Origin of the sequence: Streptomyces pratensis (genome assembly GCF_016804005.1) — a bacterium.
GTDB lineage: Bacteria > Actinomycetota > Actinomycetes > Streptomycetales > Streptomycetaceae > Streptomyces > Streptomyces pratensis_A.
In genome coordinates, this window is record NZ_CP051486.1 from 3,278,001 (window position 1) to 3,302,131 (window position 24,131).

At 70.8% G+C, this 24,131-nt stretch carries 21 protein-coding genes; 12 read left to right on the forward strand and 9 right to left on the reverse strand.

The features are described 5' to 3' along the window. Positions 1–20: 20 nt before the first annotated feature. Both HED23_RS14020 and HED23_RS14025 read left to right on the forward strand, forming a co-directional pair. A complete protein-coding gene (locus HED23_RS14020) occupies positions 21–839 on the forward strand; it encodes a hypothetical protein (protein WP_203183757.1) in 819 nt (272 codons plus the stop codon). 19 nt (positions 840–858) lie between these two features. After that, positions 859–2,097, forward strand: coding sequence for a lytic transglycosylase domain-containing protein (locus HED23_RS14025; protein WP_203183758.1), 1,239 nt, complete (start codon positions 859–861; stop codon positions 2,095–2,097). A gap of 4 nt (positions 2,098–2,101) precedes the next feature. On the opposite strand, the gene HED23_RS14030 is transcribed toward HED23_RS14025, so the two are convergent. Continuing rightward, positions 2,102–3,163, reverse strand: coding sequence for an ATP-dependent DNA ligase (locus HED23_RS14030; protein ID WP_203183759.1), 1,062 nt, complete (start codon positions 3,161–3,163; stop codon positions 2,102–2,104). Positions 3,164–3,257: 94 nt separating this feature from the next. Between HED23_RS14030 and ligD the strand changes: the two genes are divergently transcribed. Together ligD and HED23_RS14040 are read left to right on the forward strand one after the other, a co-directional pair. After that, on the forward strand, positions 3,258–4,268 hold the full coding sequence (ligD, locus tag HED23_RS14035; RefSeq protein ID WP_203187470.1) for a non-homologous end-joining DNA ligase: 1,011 nt from the start codon (positions 3,258–3,260) through the stop codon (positions 4,266–4,268). Further along, complete coding sequence (locus tag HED23_RS14040) at positions 4,265–5,374, forward strand: ABC transporter permease (RefSeq protein WP_203183760.1); 1,110 nt, start codon at positions 4,265–4,267, stop codon at positions 5,372–5,374. The genes ligD and HED23_RS14040 overlap by 4 nt, the downstream gene beginning before the upstream one ends. 16 nt (positions 5,375–5,390) lie before the next feature. Here the strand turns inward: HED23_RS14040 and HED23_RS14045 are convergent, their stop codons facing one another. Both HED23_RS14045 and HED23_RS14050 read right to left on the reverse strand, forming a co-directional pair. After that, the gene (locus HED23_RS14045; protein WP_203183761.1) at positions 5,391–7,625 is read right to left on the reverse strand and encodes an OmpL47-type beta-barrel domain-containing protein; all 2,235 of its coding nucleotides are present in this window, start codon (positions 7,623–7,625) and stop codon (positions 5,391–5,393) included. Further along, positions 7,622–10,120: a ThuA domain-containing protein gene (locus tag HED23_RS14050; protein ID WP_238441944.1), complete on the reverse strand. Its 2,499-nt coding sequence runs from the start codon at positions 10,118–10,120 to the stop codon at positions 7,622–7,624. The genes HED23_RS14045 and HED23_RS14050 overlap by 4 nt, the downstream gene beginning before the upstream one ends. A gap of 231 nt (positions 10,121–10,351) precedes the next feature. Between HED23_RS14050 and HED23_RS14055 the strand changes: the two genes are divergently transcribed. Beyond that, a complete protein-coding gene (locus HED23_RS14055) occupies positions 10,352–11,341 on the forward strand; it encodes a multicopper oxidase domain-containing protein (RefSeq protein WP_203183762.1) in 990 nt (329 codons plus the stop codon). 35 nt (positions 11,342–11,376) lie between these two features. Here HED23_RS14055 and HED23_RS14060 read toward each other — a convergent pair whose 3' ends face one another. Then, positions 11,377–11,619 carry a hypothetical protein gene (locus tag HED23_RS14060; RefSeq protein WP_203183763.1) on the reverse strand — a complete coding sequence of 81 codons (243 nt, stop codon included), beginning with the start codon at positions 11,617–11,619 and terminating at the stop codon, positions 11,377–11,379. A gap of 503 nt (positions 11,620–12,122) precedes the next feature. On the opposite strand from HED23_RS14060, the gene HED23_RS14065 reads away from it, so the two are divergent. Next, entirely contained in the window at positions 12,123–12,914 is a 792-nt protein-coding gene (locus HED23_RS14065; RefSeq protein WP_203183764.1) for a VOC family protein, read from the forward strand. Positions 12,915–13,022: 108 nt separating this feature from the next. Beyond that, positions 13,023–13,274 (forward strand): WhiB family transcriptional regulator, encoded by a 252-nt coding sequence (locus HED23_RS14070; protein WP_203183765.1) that lies wholly within the window; start codon positions 13,023–13,025, stop codon positions 13,272–13,274. 87 nt (positions 13,275–13,361) lie between these two features. Here HED23_RS14070 and HED23_RS14075 read toward each other — a convergent pair whose 3' ends face one another. The 4 genes from HED23_RS14075 to HED23_RS14090 all read right to left on the reverse strand — a co-directional run bounded on the left by HED23_RS14075 (position 13,362) and on the right by HED23_RS14090 (position 17,816). Next, positions 13,362–14,252: a chitosanase gene (locus tag HED23_RS14075; protein ID WP_238442267.1), complete on the reverse strand. Its 891-nt coding sequence runs from the start codon at positions 14,250–14,252 to the stop codon at positions 13,362–13,364. Between the two features lie 143 nt (positions 14,253–14,395). Further along, positions 14,396–15,373 carry an acyl-ACP desaturase gene (locus HED23_RS14080; RefSeq protein ID WP_203183766.1) on the reverse strand — a complete coding sequence of 326 codons (978 nt, stop codon included), beginning with the start codon at positions 15,371–15,373 and terminating at the stop codon, positions 14,396–14,398. 155 nt (positions 15,374–15,528) lie between these two features. Continuing rightward, complete coding sequence (locus HED23_RS14085; RefSeq protein WP_203183767.1) at positions 15,529–17,175, reverse strand: ABC-F family ATP-binding cassette domain-containing protein; 1,647 nt, start codon at positions 17,173–17,175, stop codon at positions 15,529–15,531. Between the two features lie 224 nt (positions 17,176–17,399). Beyond that, positions 17,400–17,816, reverse strand: a complete 417-nt coding sequence (locus tag HED23_RS14090; protein WP_203183768.1) for an SsgA family sporulation/cell division regulator — start codon at positions 17,814–17,816, stop codon at positions 17,400–17,402. A 182-nt stretch (positions 17,817–17,998) separates the two neighbouring features. Here HED23_RS14090 and HED23_RS14095 point away from each other — a divergent pair, with 182 nt between their 5' ends. From HED23_RS14095 to mmpA, 5 genes are all read left to right on the forward strand, one after another. After that, positions 17,999–19,084 carry a WD40/YVTN/BNR-like repeat-containing protein gene (locus tag HED23_RS14095; RefSeq protein ID WP_203183769.1) on the forward strand — a complete coding sequence of 362 codons (1,086 nt, stop codon included), beginning with the start codon at positions 17,999–18,001 and terminating at the stop codon, positions 19,082–19,084. A 149-nt stretch (positions 19,085–19,233) separates the two neighbouring features. Beyond that, entirely contained in the window at positions 19,234–19,836 is a 603-nt protein-coding gene (locus tag HED23_RS14100) for a sugar O-acetyltransferase (protein WP_203183770.1), read from the forward strand. Positions 19,837–20,179: 343 nt separating this feature from the next. Then, the gene (locus tag HED23_RS14105; protein WP_203183771.1) at positions 20,180–21,781 is read left to right on the forward strand and encodes a TROVE domain-containing protein; all 1,602 of its coding nucleotides are present in this window, start codon (positions 20,180–20,182) and stop codon (positions 21,779–21,781) included. 114 nt (positions 21,782–21,895) lie between these two features. Beyond that, a complete protein-coding gene (locus HED23_RS14110; RefSeq protein ID WP_203183772.1) occupies positions 21,896–22,606 on the forward strand; it encodes an endonuclease V in 711 nt (236 codons plus the stop codon). 49 nt (positions 22,607–22,655) lie between these two features. Continuing rightward, positions 22,656–22,802 (forward strand): morphogenic membrane protein MmpA, encoded by a 147-nt coding sequence (mmpA, locus tag HED23_RS14115; RefSeq protein ID WP_014152821.1) that lies wholly within the window; start codon positions 22,656–22,658, stop codon positions 22,800–22,802. A gap of 24 nt (positions 22,803–22,826) precedes the next feature. Here the strand turns inward: mmpA and HED23_RS14120 are convergent, their stop codons facing one another. Next, positions 22,827–24,017 (reverse strand): saccharopine dehydrogenase family protein, encoded by a 1,191-nt coding sequence (locus tag HED23_RS14120; RefSeq protein ID WP_203183773.1) that lies wholly within the window; start codon positions 24,015–24,017, stop codon positions 22,827–22,829. Positions 24,018–24,131 lie beyond the last annotated feature (114 nt).

Sequence of the window (24,131 nt, forward strand, 5' to 3'; positions counted from 1 at the left end):
GCCCTGGGAGGACCACCCGCATGTCGACGACCCGACACCTCGTCAACCGCCGCCGCCGACTGGCAGTCGTGGCCGCGGCGGCCCCGCCGCGCGACACGGCAGGACAGGAACACACACCACCCGTGGACGAGGCGGGCCCGCCGGAGACAGTGGCCGAAGCCGAAGCCGAAGCCGAAGCCGAAGCCGAAGCCGAAGCCGAAGCCGAAGCCGAAGCCGAAGCCGAAGCCGCAGGCGAGGCCGGGGACAGCGACAGCAGCGGCGGCGGCAGCGCCAAGGCCGGGGACGACGGCAAGCCGGACGCACCGCGCCGCAGCAGGACGCCCCGCCTCCGGATCCGGCTCCCCGCCGTCCTCTGCGCGGCCACCGTCCTCCTCGGTGGCTTCGCCGCATGGTCGTTCACCTCCGCCGCGGCCCTCCGCGACGACCCCACCCGGCAGAACACGGCCCTCACCGACATCGGCCGGACCAGCGAGGTGAAGGGACAGATCGCCGAAGCCGTCGGCGCGGTCTTCTCGTACAACTACGCCTCGCCCGGGAAATCCGACCTGGCCGCGCAGAAGCATCTGACCGGAAGGGCGGTCCAGCAGCACAAGGACATGCTCGCCGAGGTACGGGCCCAGGCGCCGAAGCAGAAGCTCGTGCTCACCACGACCGTCACCGAGAGCGGCGTCGAACACCTCGACGGCGACCGGGCCCGGCTGCTGGTCTTCGCCGACCAGAGCAACACCCGCACCGGCAAGGAGGAGGAGACGACGTACGCCGCCGCCATGTTCGCCGTGGACGCCGTTCGCCGCGGTGACACCTGGCGGATCGCGGCCATCGACACGTTCACGCGATGACCCAGGAGAGGGAGGACACATGAGGTTCAACGGAACCATGCGCCGAGGGCTCACCGGCACGGCCACCGCGGTCGCCGCCATGGCCGCGCTCACCGCGTCCCAGGGCCCCGGGCTCGTCGGCGGCGGTACGGCCGACGACGTGAAGAACGTGGCTTCGGACGACGTCGTCTGGACCGAGGTGCCGAACGACGACAGCTACCACACCGAGCTGCCGCCGCTGGAGTCACCGGAACCGCCGAGGACCACGGGGAAGAAGCCCGGCCCCGCCGCCGTCCGGACCCGGGCCGAGGCGGGCGTCCCCGCCACCGTCCTCGCCGCCTACCGTCAGGCGCAGAGCGCCCTCGGCCGCAGCGACCCCGGCTGCCGCCTGCCCTGGCAGTTACTCGCGGCCATCGGCAAGGTCGAGTCGGGCCATGCGGGCGGAGGCCGCGTGGACGCCGCGGGGACCACGCTCACCCCCATCCTCGGCCCCGTCCTCAACGGAGCCGGCTTCGCCAACATTCCGGACACGGACGGCGGCGCGTACGACGGCGACACCCGGTACGACCGGGCGGTCGGCCCGATGCAGTTCATCCCGTCCACCTGGGCGCACTGGGGGAAGGACGGCAACGGCGACGGGCGCAAGGACCCCGACAACATCCACGACGCGGCGCTCGCCGCCGGCCACTACCTCTGCGCCGGACCACGCAACCTCTCGGTGAGCGGGGACCTGGACCGCGCGATCCTCAGTTACAACCACTCGGACACCTATCTGCGCACGGTCCTGGCCTGGCTGGAGTTCTACCGCAAGGGCGTCCACCCTGTGGCCGACGGCAGCGGCGTGATCCCCCGGAGCCCCGGGGCCGGAAGCCCCGACAAGCCGAAGGCGCCGGTCGGGGGCCCCGGCAGTCCGAGTGACCCCGGTGGCGGCATCATCGTCGGCCCGCAGCCCAGCGGCACGCCGGAGCCGTCGACCTCGCCCACCCCCGCCCCCACGGATTCCGGCAGCCCCGGCCCCGGCGGATCCCCGAGCCCGACGGACCCGGGACCCGACCCCACCGACAGCGGCCCCACGGATCCGACGACCCCTCCTGACCCGACGACCACACCGGACCCGACGACCACGCCCGACCCGACCACGACGCCGGACCCGACCACGACGCCGACCTCCCCGGACCCGGACCCCGGCACCACCGGCCCCGGCTGCCCCGACGCCCCCGCGGAGACGGCTGCTCCCGAGGCGCCCACCGACGGCCCGTGCCCCACACCCACCGCCTGACGGGTCAGCCGGCGTCGAGCACCTCGGAGAGGTCGTACCGCACCACTTCCTCCAGTTGCGCGTAGGTGCAGCCGGCGGGGGTGCGGTCCGGCCGCCACCGCCGGAACTGGGTGGTGTGGCGGAAGCGGTCGCCCTCCATGTGGTCGTACGCCACCTCGCAGACCCGTTCCGGCGCGAGCGCCACCCAGGACAGGTCCTTCTTGCCCGACCAGCGGCTCGGCGCCCCCGGCAGCCGTGAGCCCTCGTGCGCCGCCGCGTCCGCCCACGCCGCCCACGGATGTCCGGCGGGGTCGATGCGCAACGGGTCCAACTCCTCCAGGAGTTCGGCGCGCCGTTTCATCGAGAAGGCCGCACACACCCCGACGTGCTGGAGGGTGCCCCCGTCGTCGTACAGCCCGAGCAGCAGCGAGCCGACCACCGGGCCGCTCTTGTGGAAGCGGTAGCCCGCCACCACGCAGTCGGCGGTCCGCTCGTGCTTGATCTTGTACATGACGCGTGCGTCCGGCCGGTACGGCAGATCGAGCGGTTTGGCGACCACCCCGTCGAGCCCCGCGCCCTCGTAGCGCTCGAACCACTCCCGGGCGAGGGCCGCGTCGGTGGTGGACGGGGCGAGATGGACGGGTGCCGAGGCACCGGCCAGGGCCTCCTCCAGGACCGCACGCCGTTCGGTCTGCGGTGCGGCGAGCAGAGAGGTGTCGTCCAGCGCGAGGACGTCGAATGCCACGAAGCTCGCCGGTGTCCGCTCCGCCAGCATCCGCACCCGGGAATCGGCCGGATGGATGCGCTCGCTCAGCCGGTCGAAGTCCAGCCGCCCCTCGTGAGGCAGGACGATCTCACCGTCGATCACACAGCGTGGCGGCAGATTCTCCCGCACCGCGGTGACCACCTCGGGGAAGTAGCGGGTGAGGGGCTTCCCCGTCCGGCTGCCGATCACCACCTCCTCGCCGTCCCGGTGCACGATCGCCCGGAAGCCGTCCCACTTCGCCTCGTACTGCATGCCGGGAGGAATGGCGGACACGGACTTGGCGAGCATCGGCTTCACAGGAGGCATCACCGGCAGATCCATGGCCCGATTCTCGCGCACCCCGCAGGGCGCGTCTTCCGATATGCGGCATATGTGGGCCCGGCCTACGGTGTCCGACATGGGAGCAGGAGCAGCGGTGGAGCTGGACGTGGACGGACGGGCCGTAAGGCTGTCCAACCCGGACAAGGTGTACTTCCCGGAGAAGGGCTACACCAAGAAGGACGTGGCCGACTACTTCCGGGCCGTGGGACCCGGAATCCTCCGGGCCCTGCGCGAGCGGCCAACCACCCTCCAGCGCTTCGTCGACGGGGTCGAGGGCGACTTCTTCTACCAGAAGCGGGCGCCGAAGAACCTCCCCGACTGGACCCCCACCGCCAGGATCGAGTTCCCCAGCGGCCGGCATGCCGACGAGATGTGCCCCACGGAGCTGGGGGCCGTCCTCTGGGCGGCCAATCTCGGCACCCTGACCTTTCACCCCTGGCCGGTGCGCAGGACGGACACCGACCACCCCGACGAGCTGCGGATCGACCTCGACCCGCAGCCCGGCACCGACTACGCCGACGCGGTGAGAGCCGCCCACGAACTGCGCTCGGTCCTGGACGACAACGGACTGCGCGGCTGGCCCAAGACGTCCGGCGGTCGCGGCATCCACGTCTTCGTACCCCTTGTCCCCGAGTGGACGTTCACCCAGGTCAGGCGCTGTGCCATCGCGGTGGGGCGGGAACTGGAGCGCAGGATGCCGGACCGGGTCACCACCGCCTGGTGGAAGGAGGAACGCGGCGAGCGGATCTTCGTCGACTACAACCAGACGGCCCGGGACCGCACGATCGCCTCCGCCTACTCCGTACGCCCCTTTCCGCACGCCCCTGTCTCCGCCCCGCTGCGCTGGGAGGAGATCGACGACGCCGAGCCGCGAGATTTCGACCTCCGGACCATGCCCGTGCGGTACGCCGAGGTGGGTGACCTGCACGCCGACATGGACGACCACGCCTTCCGGCTGGACCAGCTGCTGGAGCTGGCGAGGCGGGACGAGCACGAGCACGAACTCGGTGACCTGCCCTATCCGCCGGAGTACCCGAAGATGCCCGGCGAGCCCAAGCGCGTGCAGCCCAGCCGGGCCCGGCACGACACCGGTGACGACGCGTGAGCGCCGGCGACGGGACGGAGCCCGCCGCGCACGGCGGCGACGGGACGGAGCCCGCCGCGCACGGCGCGCACGGCAGACCCCCCACGCGGGCCGAGAAGTGGGCCTCCTACAAGCAGTCGCCGTACGTCCCCGCCCTCGTGCTGGTCTTCATCCTCGCCGCCGCGGCCGGACTCTTCGCCGGCTCGTACACCTACACGATGGCCGACCCGACGCCGCGCCGGATCCCCGCCGCCGTGGTCAGCGGCGTCGGCGACCGGGGCGGGAAGGAGTTCATCGCGGGGATGGAGAAGGCTCTCGACGCCTCCCTCCAGCTGCACCCGTACGCCACCCGGGGCGCCGCTCGCCTGGCCATGGAGGAGCAGAAGGTCTTCGTGACCGTGCGGCCGGGGGAGGGCGGGGTGGCCATGGACATCGCCGGGGCCGGCGGTGCCACGGTCGCCCAGCTGCTCGCGGAGACCGGTGCGAAGGTCGCGAAAGCCACCGGGGTCCCCGTGACGATCACGGACGTCAAGCCCCTCCAGAAGGGCGACCCGCGCGGACTGGCGCTCTTCTACATCTCGCTGGCCGCCGTCATCATCGGCTTCGTCGGAGCCATCCAGCTGAGCGTGCACGCCCGGGCGCTCGACCCGCTCGAACGGATCGGCTTCACCGTCGCCTACGCGCTGCTGGGCGGCTTCGCGATCGCCGCCGTGGTGGACTGGCTGATCGGCGCTCTGGACCTGCCGTTCGTCGAGTCCTGGCTGATCCTGGCGCTCACTTTGTTCGCCTCGGGCATGGTCTTCACCATGTTCAACACCATCATGGGGCGCTGGGCGATGATCCCCACCTGGGGGCTCATGGTGCTGCTGGGCAATCCGTCGTCGGGCGGCGCGGTGTCCTGGCCGCTGCTGCCCTCGGCGCTCGGCCACATCGGACGCTGGCTGCCGCCCGGCGCCTCGGTCAATGCCCAGCACACGGCGGTCTACTACCAGGGCCACCAGTACGCCCTCCCGTTCCTGGTGCTGGCGGCCTGGGCGCTCGTCTCCTGCACGGTCTTCTGGGTGTGGCGCCACCGGCACCCGGGAGGCCGTGGCCGCATGCCTGAGCACGCGGCCACGGCCTCCTGAGTTCGTGCCCCCGTCCCTACAACTCCTGGATGCGGATGTCGCGGTACGAGATCACGTCGGACGTACCGTGGACCTGGAGCCCGATGTATCCGGAGGCGTACCGCCGGCCGTCGGTGCCGGGGTCGTCGCCCCGCGGCGGCTCGAAGAGCTGGCCGCCGTTGTTGTCGAACTCGTTGATCAGGACACCGTTGCGGTAGATCGAGTAGTGCTGGTCCACCACCCTGACCTCGTAGTCGTTCCAGGTGCCCTTGGGTGTGACCCCGGCGCCGCCGAGACCGACCCGGTCGAAGCCGTAGACGGAACCGGTCTTGTACATGTCGCCGTCGGGCCGGTCGTTGACCTGGATCTCATGGCCGTACTTGATGGCGACCCACTCCGGACGGGACTCCTCCGGGTGGTCGTGGACGTTCGGGAAGCGGACGAAGACACCACCGTTGGCGTTGCCCGCACCGGGGGCGTCGTCGCGCCACTGGAGCTTCAGCGAGAAGTCGCCGTACTGCCTGGCCGGGAACCACAGCATCCCCATGCCGTCCACGGTGGTGGAGCTGGTGATCGAGCCCTCCTCCGCGTTCAGCCCGAACTTGCCGCCGCCGACCTGCTGCCACTTCGCGAGGGACTCGGCGGTGCCGTCGAACAGCTTGCGGTAGCCCTCGTCCTGGCCCGGCTTGCCGATGCCGGACTGCTTGGCCGCCTTGTAGATCTTCTTGTGCTCACGGGCGTCGACGACCCCGTCGGTGAGCAGCTTGTCCAGGACCTTGTCGACGTGCTTGAGGAACAGCGCGTGCGACGACCAGTCCTTCTCGTCCTCGATCAGCTCGTTGATCGTGCAGCGGTTGCCCGTGAGCCGGTTGGGCACACCCGTGTCCACCGTGCCGACGATGACGGTGTGCCGTTCGTCGTACTCGGGGCAGTTGGGTGCCGGGACCCCGCCGCTCTCGGCGACGGTGAACGAGGACTGCTTCGCCTCGGAGGTGTTGCCGGCCTTGTCCGTCGCCCGGTGCGCGAAGGTGTGGCGGCCGACGCGGTCCACGATGACGGGGGAGGAGTAGGCCAGGTAGGGCCCGCCGTCGAGGGAGTACTCGACCTTGTCCACGCCTGAGTCCGAGTCCGTGGCGGTGACCGTGGCCTCGGCGCTGGTGATGAAGGCGCCGTCCGAGTTCTTGTCGCCCGTCACCACCACGGAGGTGACCGGCGGTGTCTTGTCCTGCGACGGCGGCTCGACGACCGTGAAGTCGACGGACTTCTCCGCAGCGACGTTGCCCGACCTGTCGGTGGCGCGGTAGCGGACGGTGTGCGTCCCGACCTCGTGCACCATGACGGGCGCGGTGTAGGGCTGCCAGGCTCCGTCCGTTCCGGTCGCGTACTCGATGGTGTTGACGCCCGACCCGGTGTCGGACGCGGTCACGGTGACCGTGGCCATGCCCAGGTAGGCGCCGGCCGTGTCCTTCTCGCCGGAGACGGTCGCCGAGGTCTCCGGCGCCGTCTCGTCATCGGTGGGCGGTGCCGCGACCGCGAAGTCGACGGACTTCTCCGCCGCGACGTTGCCCGACTTGTCGGTCGCGCGGTAACGGACGGTGTGGCTGCCCACCTCGTTCACCACGACCGGCGTGGTGTACGGCTGCCAGGCGCCGTCGGCCCCGACCGCGTACTCGACGGTGTCCACGCCCGAGTCCGCGTCGGTCGCCGCCAAGGTGACGGTGGCCTGACCGATGTACGCGCCGTCGGCGTTCTTGTCGCCGTCCACCGTCGCCGACGTCTCGGGGGCGGTGGTGTCCTCGCCGCCGCCCTCCGTCACGGTGAGGATGCCCTGCATCGACCCGTGGCCGGGGATGGTGCAGTGGTAGAAGTACCGGCCGGGGGTCAGGGTGACCTCGACGCTGTGCTTGCCGCCCTCGCTGTCACTGGGGTTGGCCAGGATGTTCAGCGGGACGTCGTTGTTGAACTCCACGTCCGAGACGCTGAAGGTCAGCGTGTGCGGCATGCCCGTGGTGTTGCCGGTGGCCGTGCTGTTCTCGAAGACGATCGTCGCGGGGCCGGCCACCGCGGTCTTCGGAGCCGACAGGTAGTGGTCGATGGGGTCGCCCGCGGTCCAGGTCAGGACCTGGTCGGCCGCGGCGGCGGGACGGTCGTCCTCCCGCCCGTACGCCACTGTCGACGTCAGTCCCAGGACCATCAGGAACGAGCCGAACAGGGCGAGCCACACCTGTGCCGGTCCGTACCGCCGTCGCGCGAGGAGTGAAGGATGTCTCACTGCGCTGCCGCCTTCCTGGCCAGGTCTGCGGCGGCCGGGGTCTGACCGCCGCCCTTGTACGTCACGCGCCACAGCGCGGACTTGGAGTCGGAGGTGAAGAAGCCGCGCCCGTAGTCCAGGACGTAGAGCGATCCGTCCGGGGCGAACTTCCAGTCCATGAGGTTGCGGATGCCTTCCGCCCCGACCGGGATGATCTTCTTCAGGGACTCGGCGTGCGTGGGCAGACCGCCCTTGCCCACGGTCTTCGGGTCGGTCAGCACGGCGTGACGCGGCTGGGTGTCGTCGTAGAAGTCACCGACGAACCACTTGCCGTCCCAGTACGCGGGCCACTTGGCCTCGCTCGTGCTCGACGCGTCGTAGCGGTAGACCGGGCCGTTCATCGTGGCCTGGCCACCGCCCTTGAGCCAGGGCAGGAGCTGCTTCTGGTCCTCCACCTTGTAGCTCGGGATGCCGTTCGCGTCGCGCGGGTAGTCGACGCCGCCGCCCTGCGGCGAGTACCAGACGGTGTTGCCGGTCACCGGCGGCAGCTTCACCAGGCCGTCGTTGTTCGGCGACTCGTTCCTGGGCGCGTTGCAGTCGTACCAGCCCAGCGGCTTGGTGGGGTCGGGCAGATTGCGGTCCCGGTAGGGCTGCTTGTTGCCCATGCAGTACGGCCAGCCGTGGTTGCCGGCCTTGGTGATCGCCGCGAACGTGTCGTACTTGGCGGGCCCCCAGGTCGTGCTCGGAGCGCCCGCGTCGGGGCCGACCCAGCCCGCGTACAGGGTGTCGGTCGACTTGTCGACGGAGATGCGGGCGGGGTTGCGGACACCCATCACGTAGATCTCACCGCGGGTCTTGCCGCCGCCCTCGTCCGGCTCCCTGCCCGTGAAGAGGTTGCCCTCGGGCAGCGTGTAGGTGCCGTCGTCCTCGGGGTGGATCCGCAGGATCTTGCCGTTGAGGTTGTTGGTGTTGCCCGCCGTGCGGCGGGCGTCGGCGAACGACACGCCCTTGTAGTTCGGCTGCGGGTTGTTGCCCGAGTAGCCGTCGCTGAAGCCCGAGGAGTTGTTGTCACCCGTGGCGATGTAGAGGTTGCCCTTGGAGTCCCATGCCATGCCGCCGCCCGCGTGGCAGCAGCTGTGGATCTGGACGGGCCACTTCAGCAGCACCTTCTCGGACGCCAGGTCCAGCTTGTTCGTGGCCCGGTCGAAGGTGAAGCGCGAGACCTGGCGCACCGCCATCCGCTTGTCGCGGTCGATCTTCGCGTGCGGGGTGTAGTGCAGGTACACCCAGCCGTTGGCGGCGAAGTCCGGGTCCAGCTCGATTCCGAGCAGGCCCTCCTCCACCTTCACCAGTTCGTCGCCGCCGCCCTTGTTGCCGAAGACGCTCAGTTTGCCGGCGAGGGAGACCTTCCTGGTGGCGGGGTCGTAGACGTGGATCTCGCCGTTGCCCTTGCCGATGTCCGGGTTGTTCCAGTCCGTGACCACCGGCGCGCTGCTGTCGGCGCCGCCGCGCCCGATGTAGAAGACCCGCCCGTCCTTCGCGGTCACCAGACCGTGCGGTTCGCCGATCTGGTCGTTCTGCCCGGGCTGGTTGGGCTGGGTGAGCCGCTCGGCCGTGTAGTTGGAGTCGATGGTCGCCTTGCAGTCGGCCTGCGAGATGCGGCTCGTCCAGGCCAGCGCGCCGCGCAGATGATCCCGGAAGTCGGTCTCGGCGAAGCCGGCGGCCGTACCGCCCATGGCGGTGTAGAAGGAGCGGCCGCCGTCGTAGTCACGGCACCAGGAGACCGGGTGGTCCCAGCCGTTGGCGCTCTTCCCCGGCGTGTAGGTGAGCTCGCGGACGCGGGCCACGGTGTGGACGTCGCCGGACGGGTTCTCCTTCCAGTTCAGCCACTTGTCCGGGCGCTTCCACTCCAGCGGGAGGTTCTTCGTCGCCGGGTGCTGCCGGTCGCCGATCTCCACGGTGGCACGCTGGACGGCCGTCGGGCTGTCCGCCGCGGGGCGGGCGCCCACGAGACCGGTGAACCAGTCGGAGTACGGTTCGGTGCGCGCAGCGTCATGGATGCCGAGGAAGCCGCCACCGGCCTCCATGTACGCCTCCAGGCCCGCCTCCTGCTCCGGGTCGAGCACGTCGCCGCCGCCGGTCAGGAAGACGACCGCGTTGAATTTTCCGAGCTTCTTGCCGTTGGTGAAGACCCCGGCGTCGTCGGTGGCGACGGTCTTGAACCGCCCGGCCTCAGGACCGCTGAGCCCGATCTTCTCGATGGCCGCTATACCCGCGTCCACGGTCGGCGGCTCCTCACCCGCCGAAGCGTGGAACACCAGCACTCTCACATCGGCCCCGCCCGGCGGCGAAGGAAGGGACAACGTTGTCGCCATCCGTTCCTTCAGCCCCGGGTCCGGATACGGGCTTGCGGTGGCCGCGTTGCCGCCCAGCAGGGACGCCGTCAGAGCGCCCGCCGCCACGGCCGCCGCGATGCCGCGGCGCGATCTGGACCTGTGATGTGGTGTGCGCTGCATGTGGTCACCCACCCCTCTTGGTCGCTTCTCCGGTCACTTCCTCGTCACCGCGCCTCTGTGGTCACTGCGACAGCGCACGAAGCTAGACCTCTTTTCGTGACTCGCCAATAGGTATGGCAGCAATCGAACCAACTTTGTCCTGAGTGTGGATAAACCAACGGCCCCCGGCTACCGTGTGGGCCGTCCAGGGGAGCAGCACGTCAGTTTCCGTCTCGCAGTGGGGAGTTCGACATGGACCGAAGGACCTTCAACCGCCGGATGCTGGTGGGCGGGGGAGTGGCGGCCGCCACCGGTGTGACATCGATGTCACTCGGCGCGGTGCAGGCCACCTCCGCGGAGAACCCGGCGAAGACGGCCCCCGCCGGCGGAGTCGTGCGCCATCTCAAGCTCTACGCCGAGAAGCTGGCGGGCGGTCAGCTCGGATACGGCTTCGAGAAGGGCAAGGCGTCGATCCCCGGGCCGCTCATCGAGATCACCGAGGGCGACACGCTGCACATCGAGTTCGAGAACACCACCGACGTCGATGCCAGCCTCCATGTCCACGGCGTGGACTACGACATCGCGAGCGACGGCACGCGGATGAACCGCAGTCACGTCGAGCCCGGCGGCACCCGTACCTACACCTGGCGCACCCACGCGCCCGGCCGCCGGAAGGACGGCACCTGGCAGGCGGGCAGCGCCGGCTACTGGCACTACCACGACCACGTCGTCGGCACGGACCACGGCACGGGAGGCATCCGAAAGGGGCTCTACGGGCCCCTCGTCGTGCGGCGCAAGGGGGACGTCCTGCCGGACAAGACGATCACGATCGTCTTCAACGACATGACGATCAACAACAGGGCGGCCCACGAGAGCCCGAACTTCGAGGCCACCGTGGGTGACCGGGTCGAGGTCGTGATGATCACGCACGGTGAGTACTACCACACGTTCCACATCCACGGGCACCGGTGGGCGGACAACAGGACCGGGCTGCTCACCGGCCCCGACGACCCCAGCCGCGTGGTCGACACGAAGATCTGCGGACCCGCCGACTCCTTCGGATTCCAGATGATCGCGGGTGAACACGTGGGCGCCGGGGCGTGGATGTACCACTGCCACGTCCAGAGCCACTCCGACATGGGGATGGCCGGTCTGCTGCTCGTCGCCAAGGCGGACGGCACCGTTCCCGGGTACGACCCGCCGCACCACGCCTCAGGCGGGTCCGAGGCGCACGAGCACTGAGAGCGCTGCCGTCGGACCACGCCGCCGGTCCGCAGCTACTCCTCGATGCCGCGGCGAGCGAGAGGACCGGTTCGCCGTCGTGCGCAGAGCGGCGTCGCCGTCCGGCGGGCGTCGGGGCCGGCCTCCACCAGCCGGTGCGGGGCGATGAGCAGCGCCGTCGTGGCCGAGTCCGGTGCCGCGACGTCCATCCGTACGGCGACGGTGTCCCGGACCGCGTGGCGACCGGCCGCGCCTGGTCCGCCGTCCGCGCGGCCGTCCCGGGATCCGGCGGAGCTCATGGCGAACGGCTCCGCGCACCCCGCCGACCGTCACCTACCGGGCCTGTTCCGGTGCTCGCAGCCGCAGCCTGCCCTACGTGACCTCTGCCGGCCGGGAGACGGGGACGGAGGACGGCCCGATGTCTACGACGGAGTGTTCACGAGGGAGTCCAACAGGGGGTGCGGGCTGCATCGACGGCACGGCGGTGATCGGCCGGCACCGCACTCGCCGTTCCCGTGAGCGCCTGGGTTCCATCGAGCGGCTGCCGTGCGGCTCTTCCCGTGGGCACACCTCCCGTGGGCCCGGCCCGGCCCGTGTACGGCCTTCTGTTCCCGCCCCGCGGTCCGCTGTCGCCGCCTCGGGCCCGCCACGACCGGCCTCATGGTCGCAGGGGACTCGCGCAGTCCCGCATGGGACTGCGCGAACTGCGATCGTCGGTGCCTGGTGCAAGACTCGGATGAATGCGGCATCTCCATGTCCGAGATGACGAGGGGGGCGACGGGACTCGTTTGAGGAGCACACCATGCCCGACCCAGTTTTCGTCACCGGTGCCCCCAACTGGATCGACCTCGGCACCCCCGACGTCGAGGCGGCCACCACCTTCTACAACGGTCTTTTCGGGTGGGGCCTCGTGCCAGGCGGCCCCGAGACCGGTGGCTACGGGACGTACCGGCTGCGGGACAGCACCGTCGCGGGAGTGATGACCGTGCCGGAGGACCAGGGGAAGCCCGCCTGGTCCGTCTACTTCCAGACCCCCGACGCCGACGCCACCGCACGGACGGTCGAGCAGGCCGGCGGAACCGCCGCGTTCCCTCCGATGGACGTGCTGGACTACGGGCGCATGGGCGGCTTCACCGACAACACCGGCGGATACTTCGGCGTCTGGCAGCCCGGGACGAACCCGGGTCTCGGCATGATCATGGAACCCGGCTCACTGATCTGGTCCGAGCTGTACACCCCGGACGTGCCGTCGGCAGCGGCCTTCTTCCACACGGTCTTCGGGTGGCAGACCAGCCAGACGGACTTCCCCGGCGGTTCGTACACGGTCGTGCGGCCCGCGGGAACGGACAACGACGAGTCCGCCTTCGGAGGGCTCGTGCCTCTCGACCAGGTCCCCAGTGAGAGCGCGGCCGGACCGCACTGGCTGCCGTACTTCGCCGTGGACGACACGGACGCCACGGTGTCCGCCGCGGAGCGGCTGGGCGGCCGGGTGACCATGGCCGCCACGGATCTGCCGGAGGTGGGCCGGATCGCCACCTTCGCCGACCCCGCGGGTGCCGCCTTCGCGGTGATCAGGCCCGCGCCGATGCCGTAGGCACCTGACCTGCGAGGACGGTCCGGCCGGGTGTGTGGCCCCTCGGCCGGACCGTGCGTTGAACCATCGTTGATCACATGTTTATCGCCACCGGGCATCGTGTGCGTCATGCCGATCAACACCATGACCGACGAGCTCACCTGGCAGGAGAGCGCCCTGTGCGCGCAGGCCGGGCCGGAGTTCTTCTTCCCGGCGCCGGGCAGTTCCACCCGCGAGGCCAAGCAGCTGTGCAACGCGTGCGAGGGCCGTGTGGCCTGCCTGGAGTACGCACTCACCCACGACGAGCGCTTCGGTGTCTGGGGAGGGCTCTCCGAGAAGGAGCGGGACCGGCTGCGCAGAGCCCGGTCCGCCAGGCGCTGAACACCGGCGGCCCCGGGCGTCGGCAGCAGTGGCCGACCGCCTCGAACACCGTTCCCCGAGCGGCCTGTTACAGCCCGGAACTCTCCGTCAGGTGATCCGGAAGGTCTCGCCGTACACCTGCCACACCAGCGGCTTCTCCATCCCGAGATTGCCGTCGCGCAGGAACACCCGCTGCGCCGTGTCGATCCGGGTCGTGTCCCGCTGCACCTTGCGGGCCTTGATCGCCGACCGGCTCCCGTCGAGGAAGGCGTTCAGGTACGTGGTCTCGTCGCCGCCCTCCGCCGCCGTGTCCGCCGCCCTCATCGCGGCGTCGCGGATGCCGTAGAAGCCGTCCGCCTCGACACCGGGCCCGTGCAGGACCATCGCGTCGTAGTAGATGAACTGTCCCAGGGTGCCGAGGCCGTCCATCTTGGCCAGCCGGACCGCGGGCTCGAAGTACAGCCTGTCGCGCGTCGCGTCCTGAGCCTTGCGGAAGGCCGGATCCTGCGCGGCCTCGCGCCAGGCGTCCGTGAAGCCGGGGTCGAGACCCTCGTGCGAGTCGGAGCCGTCGACCGCGCGCAGGGCAGGAAGGAACGGCGCGAGCGGATTGTCGGGATGCTCCTCGGTGTACGCCTCGACCAGCTGCAGCATGTCGTTGGTCCCGGAGCAGAAGCCGACTATTCCGGCGGTGTAGCCGGTGCCGTCGCCGACGTCCTCGATCGCTCCGTACTGACTGCGCCAGTCCAGGGTGGACGCCTCCGCGCTGGCGACGAGACGGGAGGCGGTCTCCTTCATGGCCGGCGCGGCCAGCCCGGGCGGGAGCGCGTCGATCTCGTCGGCCCGCGCGTCGGCCTGTCCGGCCGCTTCCGGCTCCGCCGCGCCGGCTTTCCCCGGGCCGTCGGCCTGTCGGGTCACCGTAGGCGGCTCGGAGTCGCCGCCGTTGAACAGGATCGAAGCGACGATGGCGATCGGTGCACCGAAGAGAACAAGACGCGTCACAGGTTTCACCGGCACAGAGTACGTTCCGTAAGGCTGTGGGGGCAGCCTGACGCGAAATGGCGGCGCACGCGTGATGCGTACGCCGCCCCGGTCCGGCGGGTCGGGGAGCGGATCCCGAGCCCGTCCGGGCAGTTGTGGACGGGTCAGCCCTGAGCGGCCCGGGCCGCCACGCGGGCCTTGCGGGCCGCCAGCTTCTCGTCGAACTTCGACGCCTCGCTGTCCAGGCCGTTCATGTAGAGACCGAGCTCCTCCTGCGCCGCGAGGCCCTCCGGGCCGAGGCCGTCGATGTCGAGGACCTTCAGGTACCGCAGGACGGGCTGGATCACGTCGTCGTGGTGGATGCGCATGTTGTAGATCTCGCCGATGGCCATCTGCGCGGCGGCGCGCTCGAAACCGGGCATGCCGTGTCCGGGCATCCGGAAGTTGACGACGACGTCGCGCACGGACTGCATCGTGAGGTCCGGGGCCAGCTCGAAGGCGGCACCCAGCAGGTTCCGGTAGAAGACCATGTGCAGGTTCTCGTCGGTCGCGATCCGTGCCAGCATCCGGTCGCAGACGGGGTCGCCCGACTGGTGGCCGGTGTTGCGGTGCGACACGCGGGTCGCGAGCTCCTGGAAGGCGACATAGGCCACGGAGTGCAGCATCGAGTGGCGGTTGTCGGACTCGAAGCCCTCCGCCATGTGCGCCATGCGGAACTGCTCCAGCTTGTCCGGGTCGACGGCGCGGGAGGTGAGCAGGTAGTCGCGCATCACGATGCCGTGCCGGCCCTCCTCCGCCGTCCAGCGGTGCACCCAGGTCCCCCAGGCGCCGTCGCGGCCGAAGAGCGAGGCGATCTCGTGGTGGTAGCTGGGGAGGTTGTCCTCGGTCAGCAGATTCACGACGAGGGCGATGCGCCCGATGTCGGTGACCTTGGACTGGCCGGTCTCCCAGGCCTCCCCGTCCTCGAAGAGGCCGGGGAAGTTGCGGCCGTCGGAGAACGGCACGTACTCGTGGGGCATCCAGTCCTTGGCTACCTTGAGATGGCGGTTGAGTTCCTTCTCCACCACCTCTTCCAGTGCGTACAGCAGCTGGGCGTCCGTCCACGCCTTCGAACTGCCGAGATGGGGAGAGGTGACTGTCACGGGTGCTCCTGGGGACGGGAGAATTACCTACGGCTTCGTAGGTTACGTGACCGTAGGTTAAGGCGACGGTAAGGGTGCAGCCAAGCCCGGCCCTCGCGGCGCGCGATCACTCACGGTTATCCATGCAGGTCATGGGCGTAAACGGAGGGGGTAAGTCAGGTGCTCTCGCCCTCTGTCCCCGGAAGCTCTCCGTGGTCGATGTCCAGGAGCCTGTCCCCGTCCAGGAGCAGCCACCGGGTGATCCCCAGCGACTCCAGGAACGGAACGTCGTGGCTCGCCACGATCAGGGCTCCCCGGTACGCCCCGAGCGCCGAGGTCAGGCGGTGCACGCCGGACAGGTCCAGGCTGTTCGTCGGCTCGTCCAGCATCAGCAGCCGAGGGGCCGGCTCGGTGAGCAGCAGCGCCGCCAGTGTGGCCCGGAGGCGCTCACCGCCGGAGAGCGCGCCGGCGGGACGGTCCGCGCGCCCGCCCCTGAAAAGGAAGTGCGCCAGCCTCGCCCGGATGCCGTTGTCCGTGGTGCCGGGCGCGACGCGTGCCACGTTGCCCACCAGCGACAGCGTGTCGTCGAGGACGTCGAGGCGCTGTGGAAGGTAGCCCACCGGAACCAGGGCGGTCGCCTCGCCCGACACCGGATCAAGCTCGCCCGCGATGGTGCGCAGCAGCGTCGTCTTCCCCGCGCCGTTGCGGCCGGTCAGCGCGATCCGCTCCGGACCACGCAGCTCCCACTCGCCCCGGATCGGTGCACCGTGGGCCGGTTCGAGATCGCGGAGCACCAGCACGCCGCTGCCCGGATGCACCCGCGTGTCCGGCAGCTCGATCCGGATCGCCTCGTCGTCCCGTACCGCCTCGACCGCCTCGTCGAGGCGGTCCACCGCTTCGGCCAGCCGCTCGGTGTGCATGATGCGGTGCTTGCCGGCCGACTCCTGGGCGGTCTGCTTGCGCTGCCCCATCACGGCCTTCGGCTCGCGCTTGGTGTCCCACATCTTCTGCCCGTACCGCTTGCGCCGGGACAGCTTGACGTGTGCGTCGGCCAGTTCGCGCTTCTGCCGTCTGACATCGGCCTCCGCGACCCGCACCATGCGCTCGGCCGCTTCCTGTTCCACGGCCAGCGCCTCCTCGTACGCCGACAGGCTGCCGCCGTACCAGGTGACCGCGCCGTCGCGGAGATCCGCGATCCGGTCCACGCGTTCCAGCAGCTCCCGGTCGTGACTGACCACGACCAGCACACCCGCCCAGGCGTCGACGGCGTCGTACAGGCGCCCGCGGGCGTACAGGTCGAGGTTGTTGGTGGGTTCGTCCAGCAGGAGGACGGACGGCCGGGCCAGCAGCAGGGCCGCCAGGCGCAGCAGCACGCACTCACCACCGGACAGCTCGCCGATCGTCCGGTCGAGACCGATACCGGTCAGGCCCAGCTCGTCGAGCACTGCGCGGGCGCGTTCCTCGACGTCCCAGTCGTCCCCGACCGCCGTGAAGTGTTCCTCGCCCGCATCGCCGGCCTCGATGGCGTGGAGCGCCGCCCGTGCCGTGGCGACGCCCAGCGCCTCGTCCACCCGCAGGGAGGTGTCCAGTACGAGATCCTGGGGGAGGTACCCGATGTCGCCGGCCGTCCTGATGTGTCCCCCGGTCGGGACGAGTTCGCCTGCGATCAGTCGCAACAAGGTCGACTTGCCGGAACCGTTGAGACCGATGAGACCGGTCCGGCCCGGTCCCACGGCCAGTTGGAAGCCGTCGAGGACCTCGCTCCCGTCGGGCCAGGCGAACGAGAGCGAGGAGCAGAGGATATGCGTGGTGGATGCAGGCACAGGGGCCTCCCGGATGCGTCGGGGAATCACGGAGAACGGCTCGGACATCGGGGGTCACGCAGGGGCACGCGCGTCAGGGCACGCGGCACGGTGTGCGGACACCTCAGATGTGGAGCAACGTCCTTCTCCGATCCGACGACAACAGGGACACCGGTGACGTTACGAGCGGGCCCCGTCGCCTCGCAACCGAATTCCGGCCGTCCTTCCGTCAGGTGAGCCCGCCCTCAGGAAGCCCCGCCCAGCAGATCGCTGAGATCGCCGTCCAGATCCAGGAAGCGGTACTCGTCCCCCACCGGGACCAGCTCCTGCGCCCGCTTCAGGAAGCGGCGCAGCTCGGACGTCAGGACATGGACCATGGCGATTCCCTCGACCGCGTGGAACTCCAGCACCGTACGGTCGTACCCGAACGGCCGGACCCGTACGTCACCGACGCCGGCCGGTGCGTCCATGCCCGTGGCGAGCAGCTCGCGGGAGAACTCCCAGGAGACCTCGGTGCCTTCCAGGGTCGCCGGCGCCGGGAACGCCATACGGACGGCGAAAGGGTCCTTGCGGTCGTAGTGCAGAGTGGCCGGCAGGGTCTCCATACGCGGCGCGGACGCGACCATACGGGCCTGTACGGACTGCTCGATAAGGCTGGACAAGACCTGCTCCCTCTCGCCTCGGACAACGGTTCCCGGCATTGGAGTAGACGACGGAACGCCTCCATCCGTGCACTGGCGGGTGGCGTGAGCTGCGTCACCGCCATCGCCCCCTTTGATCAACTGCCCCGTTTCGCGCGGCGCACCCTGGACGCCTGTCCGCCGGTGGGTTAGCTTCCAGCGCCATGAGGGCCATGGGGAAGACGAGAAGGCTGTGGGCGCTGGGGATGTGCGGCGCGGCGGTGACCGCCGCCCTGGCCGCACCGTCGGCGCAGGCCACGCCGGAGGGGCACGAGCGCCACGAACCGGAATGGGCGCTCACGGCGACGGGAACGGAGGCTCGCTTCCGCGGGCTCGACGCCGTCGGCCACACGACCGCCTGGGTCGCGGGCTCCGGGGGTACGGTGCTGCGCACCACGGACGGTGGACGCCACTGGCGTGATGTCTCGCCGGAGGGCGCGGCCGGTCTGGAGTTCCGTGACATCGAGGCCTTCGACCGGCGGCACGCCGTCGCCCTGGCCATCGGCGAGGGCGAGGCGTCCCGGGTCTTCCGTACCGGGGACGGGGGCAGGACCTGGACCGAATCCTTCCGCAACCCCGACGAACGGGCCTTCTACGACTGTCTGACCTTCTTCGACAGCCGTCACGGTCTGGCGATGAGCGACCCGGTGGACGGGAAGTTCCGCATTCTGTCGACCTCGGACGGCGGACGGAACTGGCGGGTGCTGCCCGACGCAGGGATGCCCGCGGCCCAGCCCGGCGAGGCCGGTTTCGCCGCGAGCGGCCAATGCCTCGTCAGCTCGGGCACGAAGGACGTCTGGCTCGCCACCGGCGGTGCGGCGGCGGCACGCGTGCTGCACTCCGGCGACCGGGGCCTGACCTGGACCGAGGCGGGGTCGCGGATCCCTGCGGGAGATCCGGCGCGTGGGGTGTTCGGTGTCGCCTTCCGGGACCGTACGCACGGCATCGCGGTCGGCGGAGACTACCGGGCGGACCAGGCCTCCCCGGACGCCGCGTCCGTCACCGGGGACGGGGGCCGGAGCTGGCGGAGCGCGGCCGCACCGCCGCCCGCCTACCGGTCGGGTGTCGCATGGCTGCCGCACAGCCGGCGGTCGGCACTCGCCGTCGGGCCGACCGGCACAGACGTCACCCGCGACGGCGGGCGCACCTGGCGGACCGTCGACACCGGCTCGTACGACACGGTCGACTGCGCAGCGGACGGCGGCTGCTGGGCCGCGGGCGAGAAGGGCAGGGTCGCGCGGCTGCGGTAGCGTCCCAGGCCGTCGCACGAGGGATGCCCGTCCGTGTCGTCGCGGGCTCACGGGCCCGGTGTCCTGGCGGTGCACACGGGCTCCTGGCGCGCGGTCGCCCGGAGCCGGCCGAGCTGTACCGAAGAAGTTGACGAAGGGACCGTTCCGCTGTGACGGATGCTCATGACGAGGAAGTTCTCGCCCGGATCGCCCAAGGGCTCGTCTACACGGAGTCGGAAGCGGCCTTCCTCGCCCCCCTGCGCCGGACGGACCAGATATTCGAGTACAACCGCACACCACCGAGCCGGGCGGACAGACGTCGGTCGCTACTGGTCGAGATCCTCGGCTCGGTCGGCGAACGCACGGTGCTCCTGCCCCCGTTCCACGCGGGGTTCGGCAGCAACGTCCACATCGGCGACGACTTCTTCGGGAACGTCAACCTGACGTTCGTCGACGACGTGGACATCCACATCGGCGACGACGTCATGATCGCTCCCGGCGTGACGCTGACCACGACGGGACACCCCGTACATCCCACGCGGCGCGCCGACTTCGGGCGGTTCTCCGAGCCGATCGTGATCGAGGACAAGGTGTGGATCGGCAGCAACGCGGTGATCCTGCCCGGAGTCCGCATCGGGTACGGGTCGGTCATCGGCGCGGGCAGTGTCGTCAGCCGCAGCATTCCGCCGATGACCGTCGCGCTCGGAACGCCTTGCCGGGTGGTTCGCCCCATCACGGACGAGGACCTCACCACACGCGCTGCCGGCCGGTAGGGAGTTCCGGCGTCGGGCGAGGCGGGGAGGACGCCGTCCGTGACGGGGCGGACGGGCGGACGGGCGGACGGGGCGGACGGGGCGGACGGGGCGGACGTAAATCAGTGGTGCGCGGTCCCACGGCCCGTCTAGGGTGGCAGTGCGACCGCGCCCCCGATGCGCCCGGCTGTGGCTACTTCCTTCTGAAACCAAGTCACGCCGCAGCCCTCTTGTTGATCTCGGGCGGCGCGGCGTTTCCCGCACCGTCCCCGTCGCACACGCGACCGGGGGATGGTCCCTTCCCTGAATCCGGGGGGATTCACTGCCTCGTCACACCCAGCGCGTCTCGAAGATCTGGACCGAGATGCTCGTGGCCCCGCATGTCTCGGCGGCCGCCCGAACCCCGGCGGACCCGGGGCTCCGTAACCGCCGCACCGGGTCCGCCACCCACACGTACGAAGGCGGCCGGGCCTACGTCCGGGAACCCCGGGAGGAGCTCTTCCTGCTGGCCGTCGGCAACTTCGTCTCGCAGCGGACCTACTACGAGAGCGGCGAGGAGCGCGACGAGCGGTTCGCCCGCCTCGTGGGCGGACTCGCCGTCGAGGACCCGGCATGGACGGCCGGCCTGCTGTGCTGGCTCCGGAGCGAGGGCAACATGCGTACGGCGTCCCTGGTGGGTGCCGCCGCGTACGTCCGGGCCCGGCTCGACGCGGGGACGTCGGAAGGCCCCTCCAACCGGTCCGTGATCGCCTCGGTGCTCCAGCGCGCCGACGAGCCCGGTGAACTGCTCGCCCACTGGACCTCGGTGTACGGGCGGAACGTGCCGCAGCCAGTGAAGCGGGGCGTCGCCGACGCCGTACGCCGGCTGTACACCTCCAGGTCGCTCCTGAAGTACGACACCGCGTCCAAGGGCTTCCGCTTCGGGGACGTGCTCAACCTGGTGCATGCCTCCCCCGATCCCGGGAAGCCCTGGCAGGGGGCGCTGTTCAAACACGCGCTGGACCGCCGCCATCACCCGGACAAGGCGGTTCCGCCTGCCTCCGACCGGATGCTCACCGCTCACCGGGCGCTGACGGATCTGCCGGCCGACGAGCGGCGGAGCCTGGTGACCGGACCGGACGGCGCCGAGCGGCTGGCCGGGGCGGGCATGACCTGGGAGGCCACGGCGGGCTGGCTCCGGGGGCCGATGGACGCCGCCGTCTGGGAGGCCGTGATCCCCTCGATGGGGCCGATGGCGCTCCTGCGGAACCTGCGGAACTTCGACGAGGCGGGAGTCCGGGACGAGGTCGCGGCACAGGTGGCAGCCAGGCTCTCGGACGCCACCGAGGTCGCCAGGTCCCGGCAGTTCCCCTTCCGCTACCTGGCCGCCCACCGGCACGCGCCGTCGCCGCGCTGGGCGGACCCGCTGGAACGGGCGCTGGGCCACTCGCTGAACGGTGTACCAGCCCTGCCCGGCCGGACGCTGGTCCTGGTGGACCGGTCCGACTCGATGTTCTGGGACACCGTCTCCGAGCGCTCCGAACTGACCCGGGCCGACGCGGCGGCCGTGTTCGGTGCCGCGCTGGCGCTGCGAGCCGAGCAGGCGGACCTGGTGGAGTACGGCTGGTCCAGCGCGGCGGTGGCGATCCGGGCGGGGGAACCGGTGCTCGAAGTGCTGAAACGATTCCATCGCCTCGGGGGCACCCAGACCACGAAAGCGGTGCGTACCCACTTCACGGGGCACGACAGGGTCCTGGTCGTCACCGATGAACAGGCCGCACCCCACGGCGCGGGCAGGCCCGAGGACCCGGTGCCGGACGGTACCCCGGTCTACACCTGGAACCTGGCGGGATACCTGCCCGCACACGGCCCCACAGGCCCCCACCGGCACACCTTCGGCGGCCTCACGGACGCAGCGTTCAGGATGGTCGGTCTCATCGAGGCGGGCAGCCGTGCCGCCTGGCCGTGGACCGCCGGCCCGGCGTGACGACCAGGTGATGTGCGCCGTCATGGGGGCGTCCGCGCGCTCGGCCGGCGCGGTGCCGTCAACTCGCCTACGAGCATGATCCCCGGGCCGCCGGGCCGCCTAGACTGGCCCGTCATGACGACTTTCCGGATGCCCGCCGACGAGGGCGAAGCCCGCGCCGTCCAGGACGCGTTGCGTGCACGGGTGGTGCTGGGCGAGCCCGGGCCGCCGCCGGGAAGCGGCCGGGTCACCGGGGTCGACGTCGCCTACGACGACGAGCGGGACCTCGTCGTCGCGGCGGCCGTGGTCCTGGACGCGGCGACCCTGGATGTGATCGCCGAGTCCACCGCCGACGGCCGTGTGACGTTCCCGTACGTCCCCGGGCTGCTCGCCTTCCGCGAGATCCCGGCCGTCCTGGCCGCGTTGGAGGGCCTGCCGGTGGACCCGGGGCTCGTCGTCTGCGACGGGTACGGGCGGGCGCACCCGCGCAGGTTCGGGCTCGCCAGCCATCTCGGTGTGCTCACCGGTCTCCCGGTCATCGGCGTCGCGAAGAACCCCTTCACCTTCCGCTACGAGCAACCCGGTCCCCGGCGTGGTGACTTCACCCCGCTGATGGACGGCGACGAGGAAGTGGGCCGGGCCCTGCGCACGCAGGACGGCACGAAGCCCGTCTTTGTCTCCGTCGGGCACCGCACCGGTCTGGACAACGCCTGCGCCCATGTGCTCGCGCTGGCGCGGGACTTCCGTCAGCCGGAGACGACACGAAGGGCGGACGCGCTGTGCCGGTCCGCGCTCCGGGAAGCGATCGGCCGACGTGGCCCCGCTCGGGGTTCTGTTGCCGACTGAGTACAAGTACGGATGTTCCCCGTCGAACATCAAGGGCAGGCTGGTACACATGATCGACCACCACGCGCCTCAGATGAGCACCGGAACCGTACGTCTCTCCCAGCGCGGCGTCGCCGTGGGCATGACCCTGGGCGTCCTCGCGGGCGCGGGCTGGACCGTGTCCATGGTTGTCACGCTGGCGTCCTGGATGCTCTGACCGGGTGCGGCCGCCCCCCGGTGCTCAGCGCGACGCCGCGACCCGGAAGCGCAGCCCCGCCGCCTGCAGCCGCTCCAGCAGCGCATCGCCCATCGCCACGGCCGTCGTGACCTGACCCGACGTCGCCGGCAGGTCGTCGAGGGCGAGCGCCAGAGCGGCTTCGGCCAGCATCTTCGCCGTCTCGCCATAGCCGGGGTCGCCGCCCGAGACCTCTGTCAGGACCTGCCTGCCGCCGCCCTCCCCGATGAAGCGGACGGTGAACCAGCTGCGCTGCCTGCGCCGCTCGTCGGGGCCAGTGCCGGGCTCTACCCGGGCCGAGAGCCACTGCCGCGCGGCGGGGATCTGGGCGGCTCCCACCAGCAGTACCGTCGCCGCCGCGCCGCCCAGCGCCACCGGCAGGTGCTTCACCGAGGCGAAGTGCCGGTAGCGGAAGTCGGGGCCGTACCGCTCCAGTCCGCGCCCCGACCGTTCCACGACGCGGGGGTCGAGGGTCGGCAGCGGAAGGGCCCAGGTGCCGGTCTCCGCGCTGAAGTGCGGTGCTCCCTTTGGTGCGCGGGCACGACGGCCGACCAGGCGTGGTTCGTGCAGACGCCGTTCCCGCGCGGCCCGCATCGTCTGTGGGCCGCGGCCCATCGCGGTGAGTGCCGAGGCGAACGTACCGCCGGAGAAGACCGCGCCGGTGCGGACGTAGCCGTCGACGGTCAGCGGGACGCCCTCCGGGAGCTGCTGGACGGTGAAGTAGACGCCGAGGTCGTGGGGTACGGAGTCGAAGCCGCAGGCGTGCACGAGCCGGGCGCCCGTCTCGCGGGCCCGGCCGTCGTGCTCCAGGTACATCCGGTCGACGAACTCCGCCTCCCCGGTGAGGTCCGTGTAGTCGGTGCCGGCCTCCGCGCAGGCGGCGACCAGCTTCTCGCCGTACCAGACGTACGGTCCGACCGTCGACGCCACCACGTGCGAGGACTCGGCGAGTTCACGCAGGGCTCCGGCGTCGTCTGCATCGGCCGTCAGCAGAGGCAGGTCCGCGCAGTGCGGGTGGCTCTCGGTGAGGCGCTCGCGCAGCTGTTCCAGTTTGCCGCGGCTGCGGCCGGCCAGGGCCCAGCGGCAGCCGTCCGGAGCATGTGCGGCGAGATACTCGGCCGTGAGCGCGCCCACGAAGCCGGTAGCTCCGAATAGGACGACGTCATAGGGGCGTTCCGCCCCGTTCTGCCTGTTCATGCGTGCCTCCGCAGGGGCCGGCGCCGATGTAGCAGGCAGAGGCTAGCGGAGACCCTCGTGGTGCCGCGCGGCCGGGCGGGCTCCGGTGCGAGAGGATCCGGGGAAAGAACTAAG

Bases quoted from the DNA above. Each gene is read 5' to 3' on its own strand.
- HED23_RS14095 (WP_203183769.1), top strand. From the start codon at position 17,999: ATGAGGGCCATGGGGAAGACGAGAAGGCTGTGGGCGCTGGGGATGTGC.
- mmpA (WP_014152821.1), top strand. From the start codon at position 22,656: ATGATCGACCACCACGCGCCTCAGATGAGCACCGGAACCGTACGTCTC.
- HED23_RS14070 (WP_203183765.1), top strand. From the start codon at position 13,023: ATGCCGATCAACACCATGACCGACGAGCTCACCTGGCAGGAGAGCGCC.
- HED23_RS14065 (WP_203183764.1), top strand. From the start codon at position 12,123: ATGCCCGACCCAGTTTTCGTCACCGGTGCCCCCAACTGGATCGACCTC.
- HED23_RS14030 (WP_203183759.1), bottom strand. From the start codon at position 3,163: ATGGATCTGCCGGTGATGCCTCCTGTGAAGCCGATGCTCGCCAAGTCC.
- HED23_RS14050 (WP_238441944.1), bottom strand. From the start codon at position 10,120: ATGCAGCGCACACCACATCACAGGTCCAGATCGCGCCGCGGCATCGCG.
- HED23_RS14120 (WP_203183773.1), bottom strand. From the start codon at position 24,017: ATGAACAGGCAGAACGGGGCGGAACGCCCCTATGACGTCGTCCTATTC.
- HED23_RS14110 (WP_203183772.1), top strand. From the start codon at position 21,896: ATGACGACTTTCCGGATGCCCGCCGACGAGGGCGAAGCCCGCGCCGTC.
- HED23_RS14105 (WP_203183771.1), top strand. From the start codon at position 20,180: ATGCTCGTGGCCCCGCATGTCTCGGCGGCCGCCCGAACCCCGGCGGAC.
- HED23_RS14025 (WP_203183758.1), top strand. From the start codon at position 859: ATGAGGTTCAACGGAACCATGCGCCGAGGGCTCACCGGCACGGCCACC.
- HED23_RS14060 (WP_203183763.1), bottom strand. From the start codon at position 11,619: ATGAGCTCCGCCGGATCCCGGGACGGCCGCGCGGACGGCGGACCAGGC.
- HED23_RS14020 (WP_203183757.1), top strand. From the start codon at position 21: ATGTCGACGACCCGACACCTCGTCAACCGCCGCCGCCGACTGGCAGTC.
- HED23_RS14055 (WP_203183762.1), top strand. From the start codon at position 10,352: ATGGACCGAAGGACCTTCAACCGCCGGATGCTGGTGGGCGGGGGAGTG.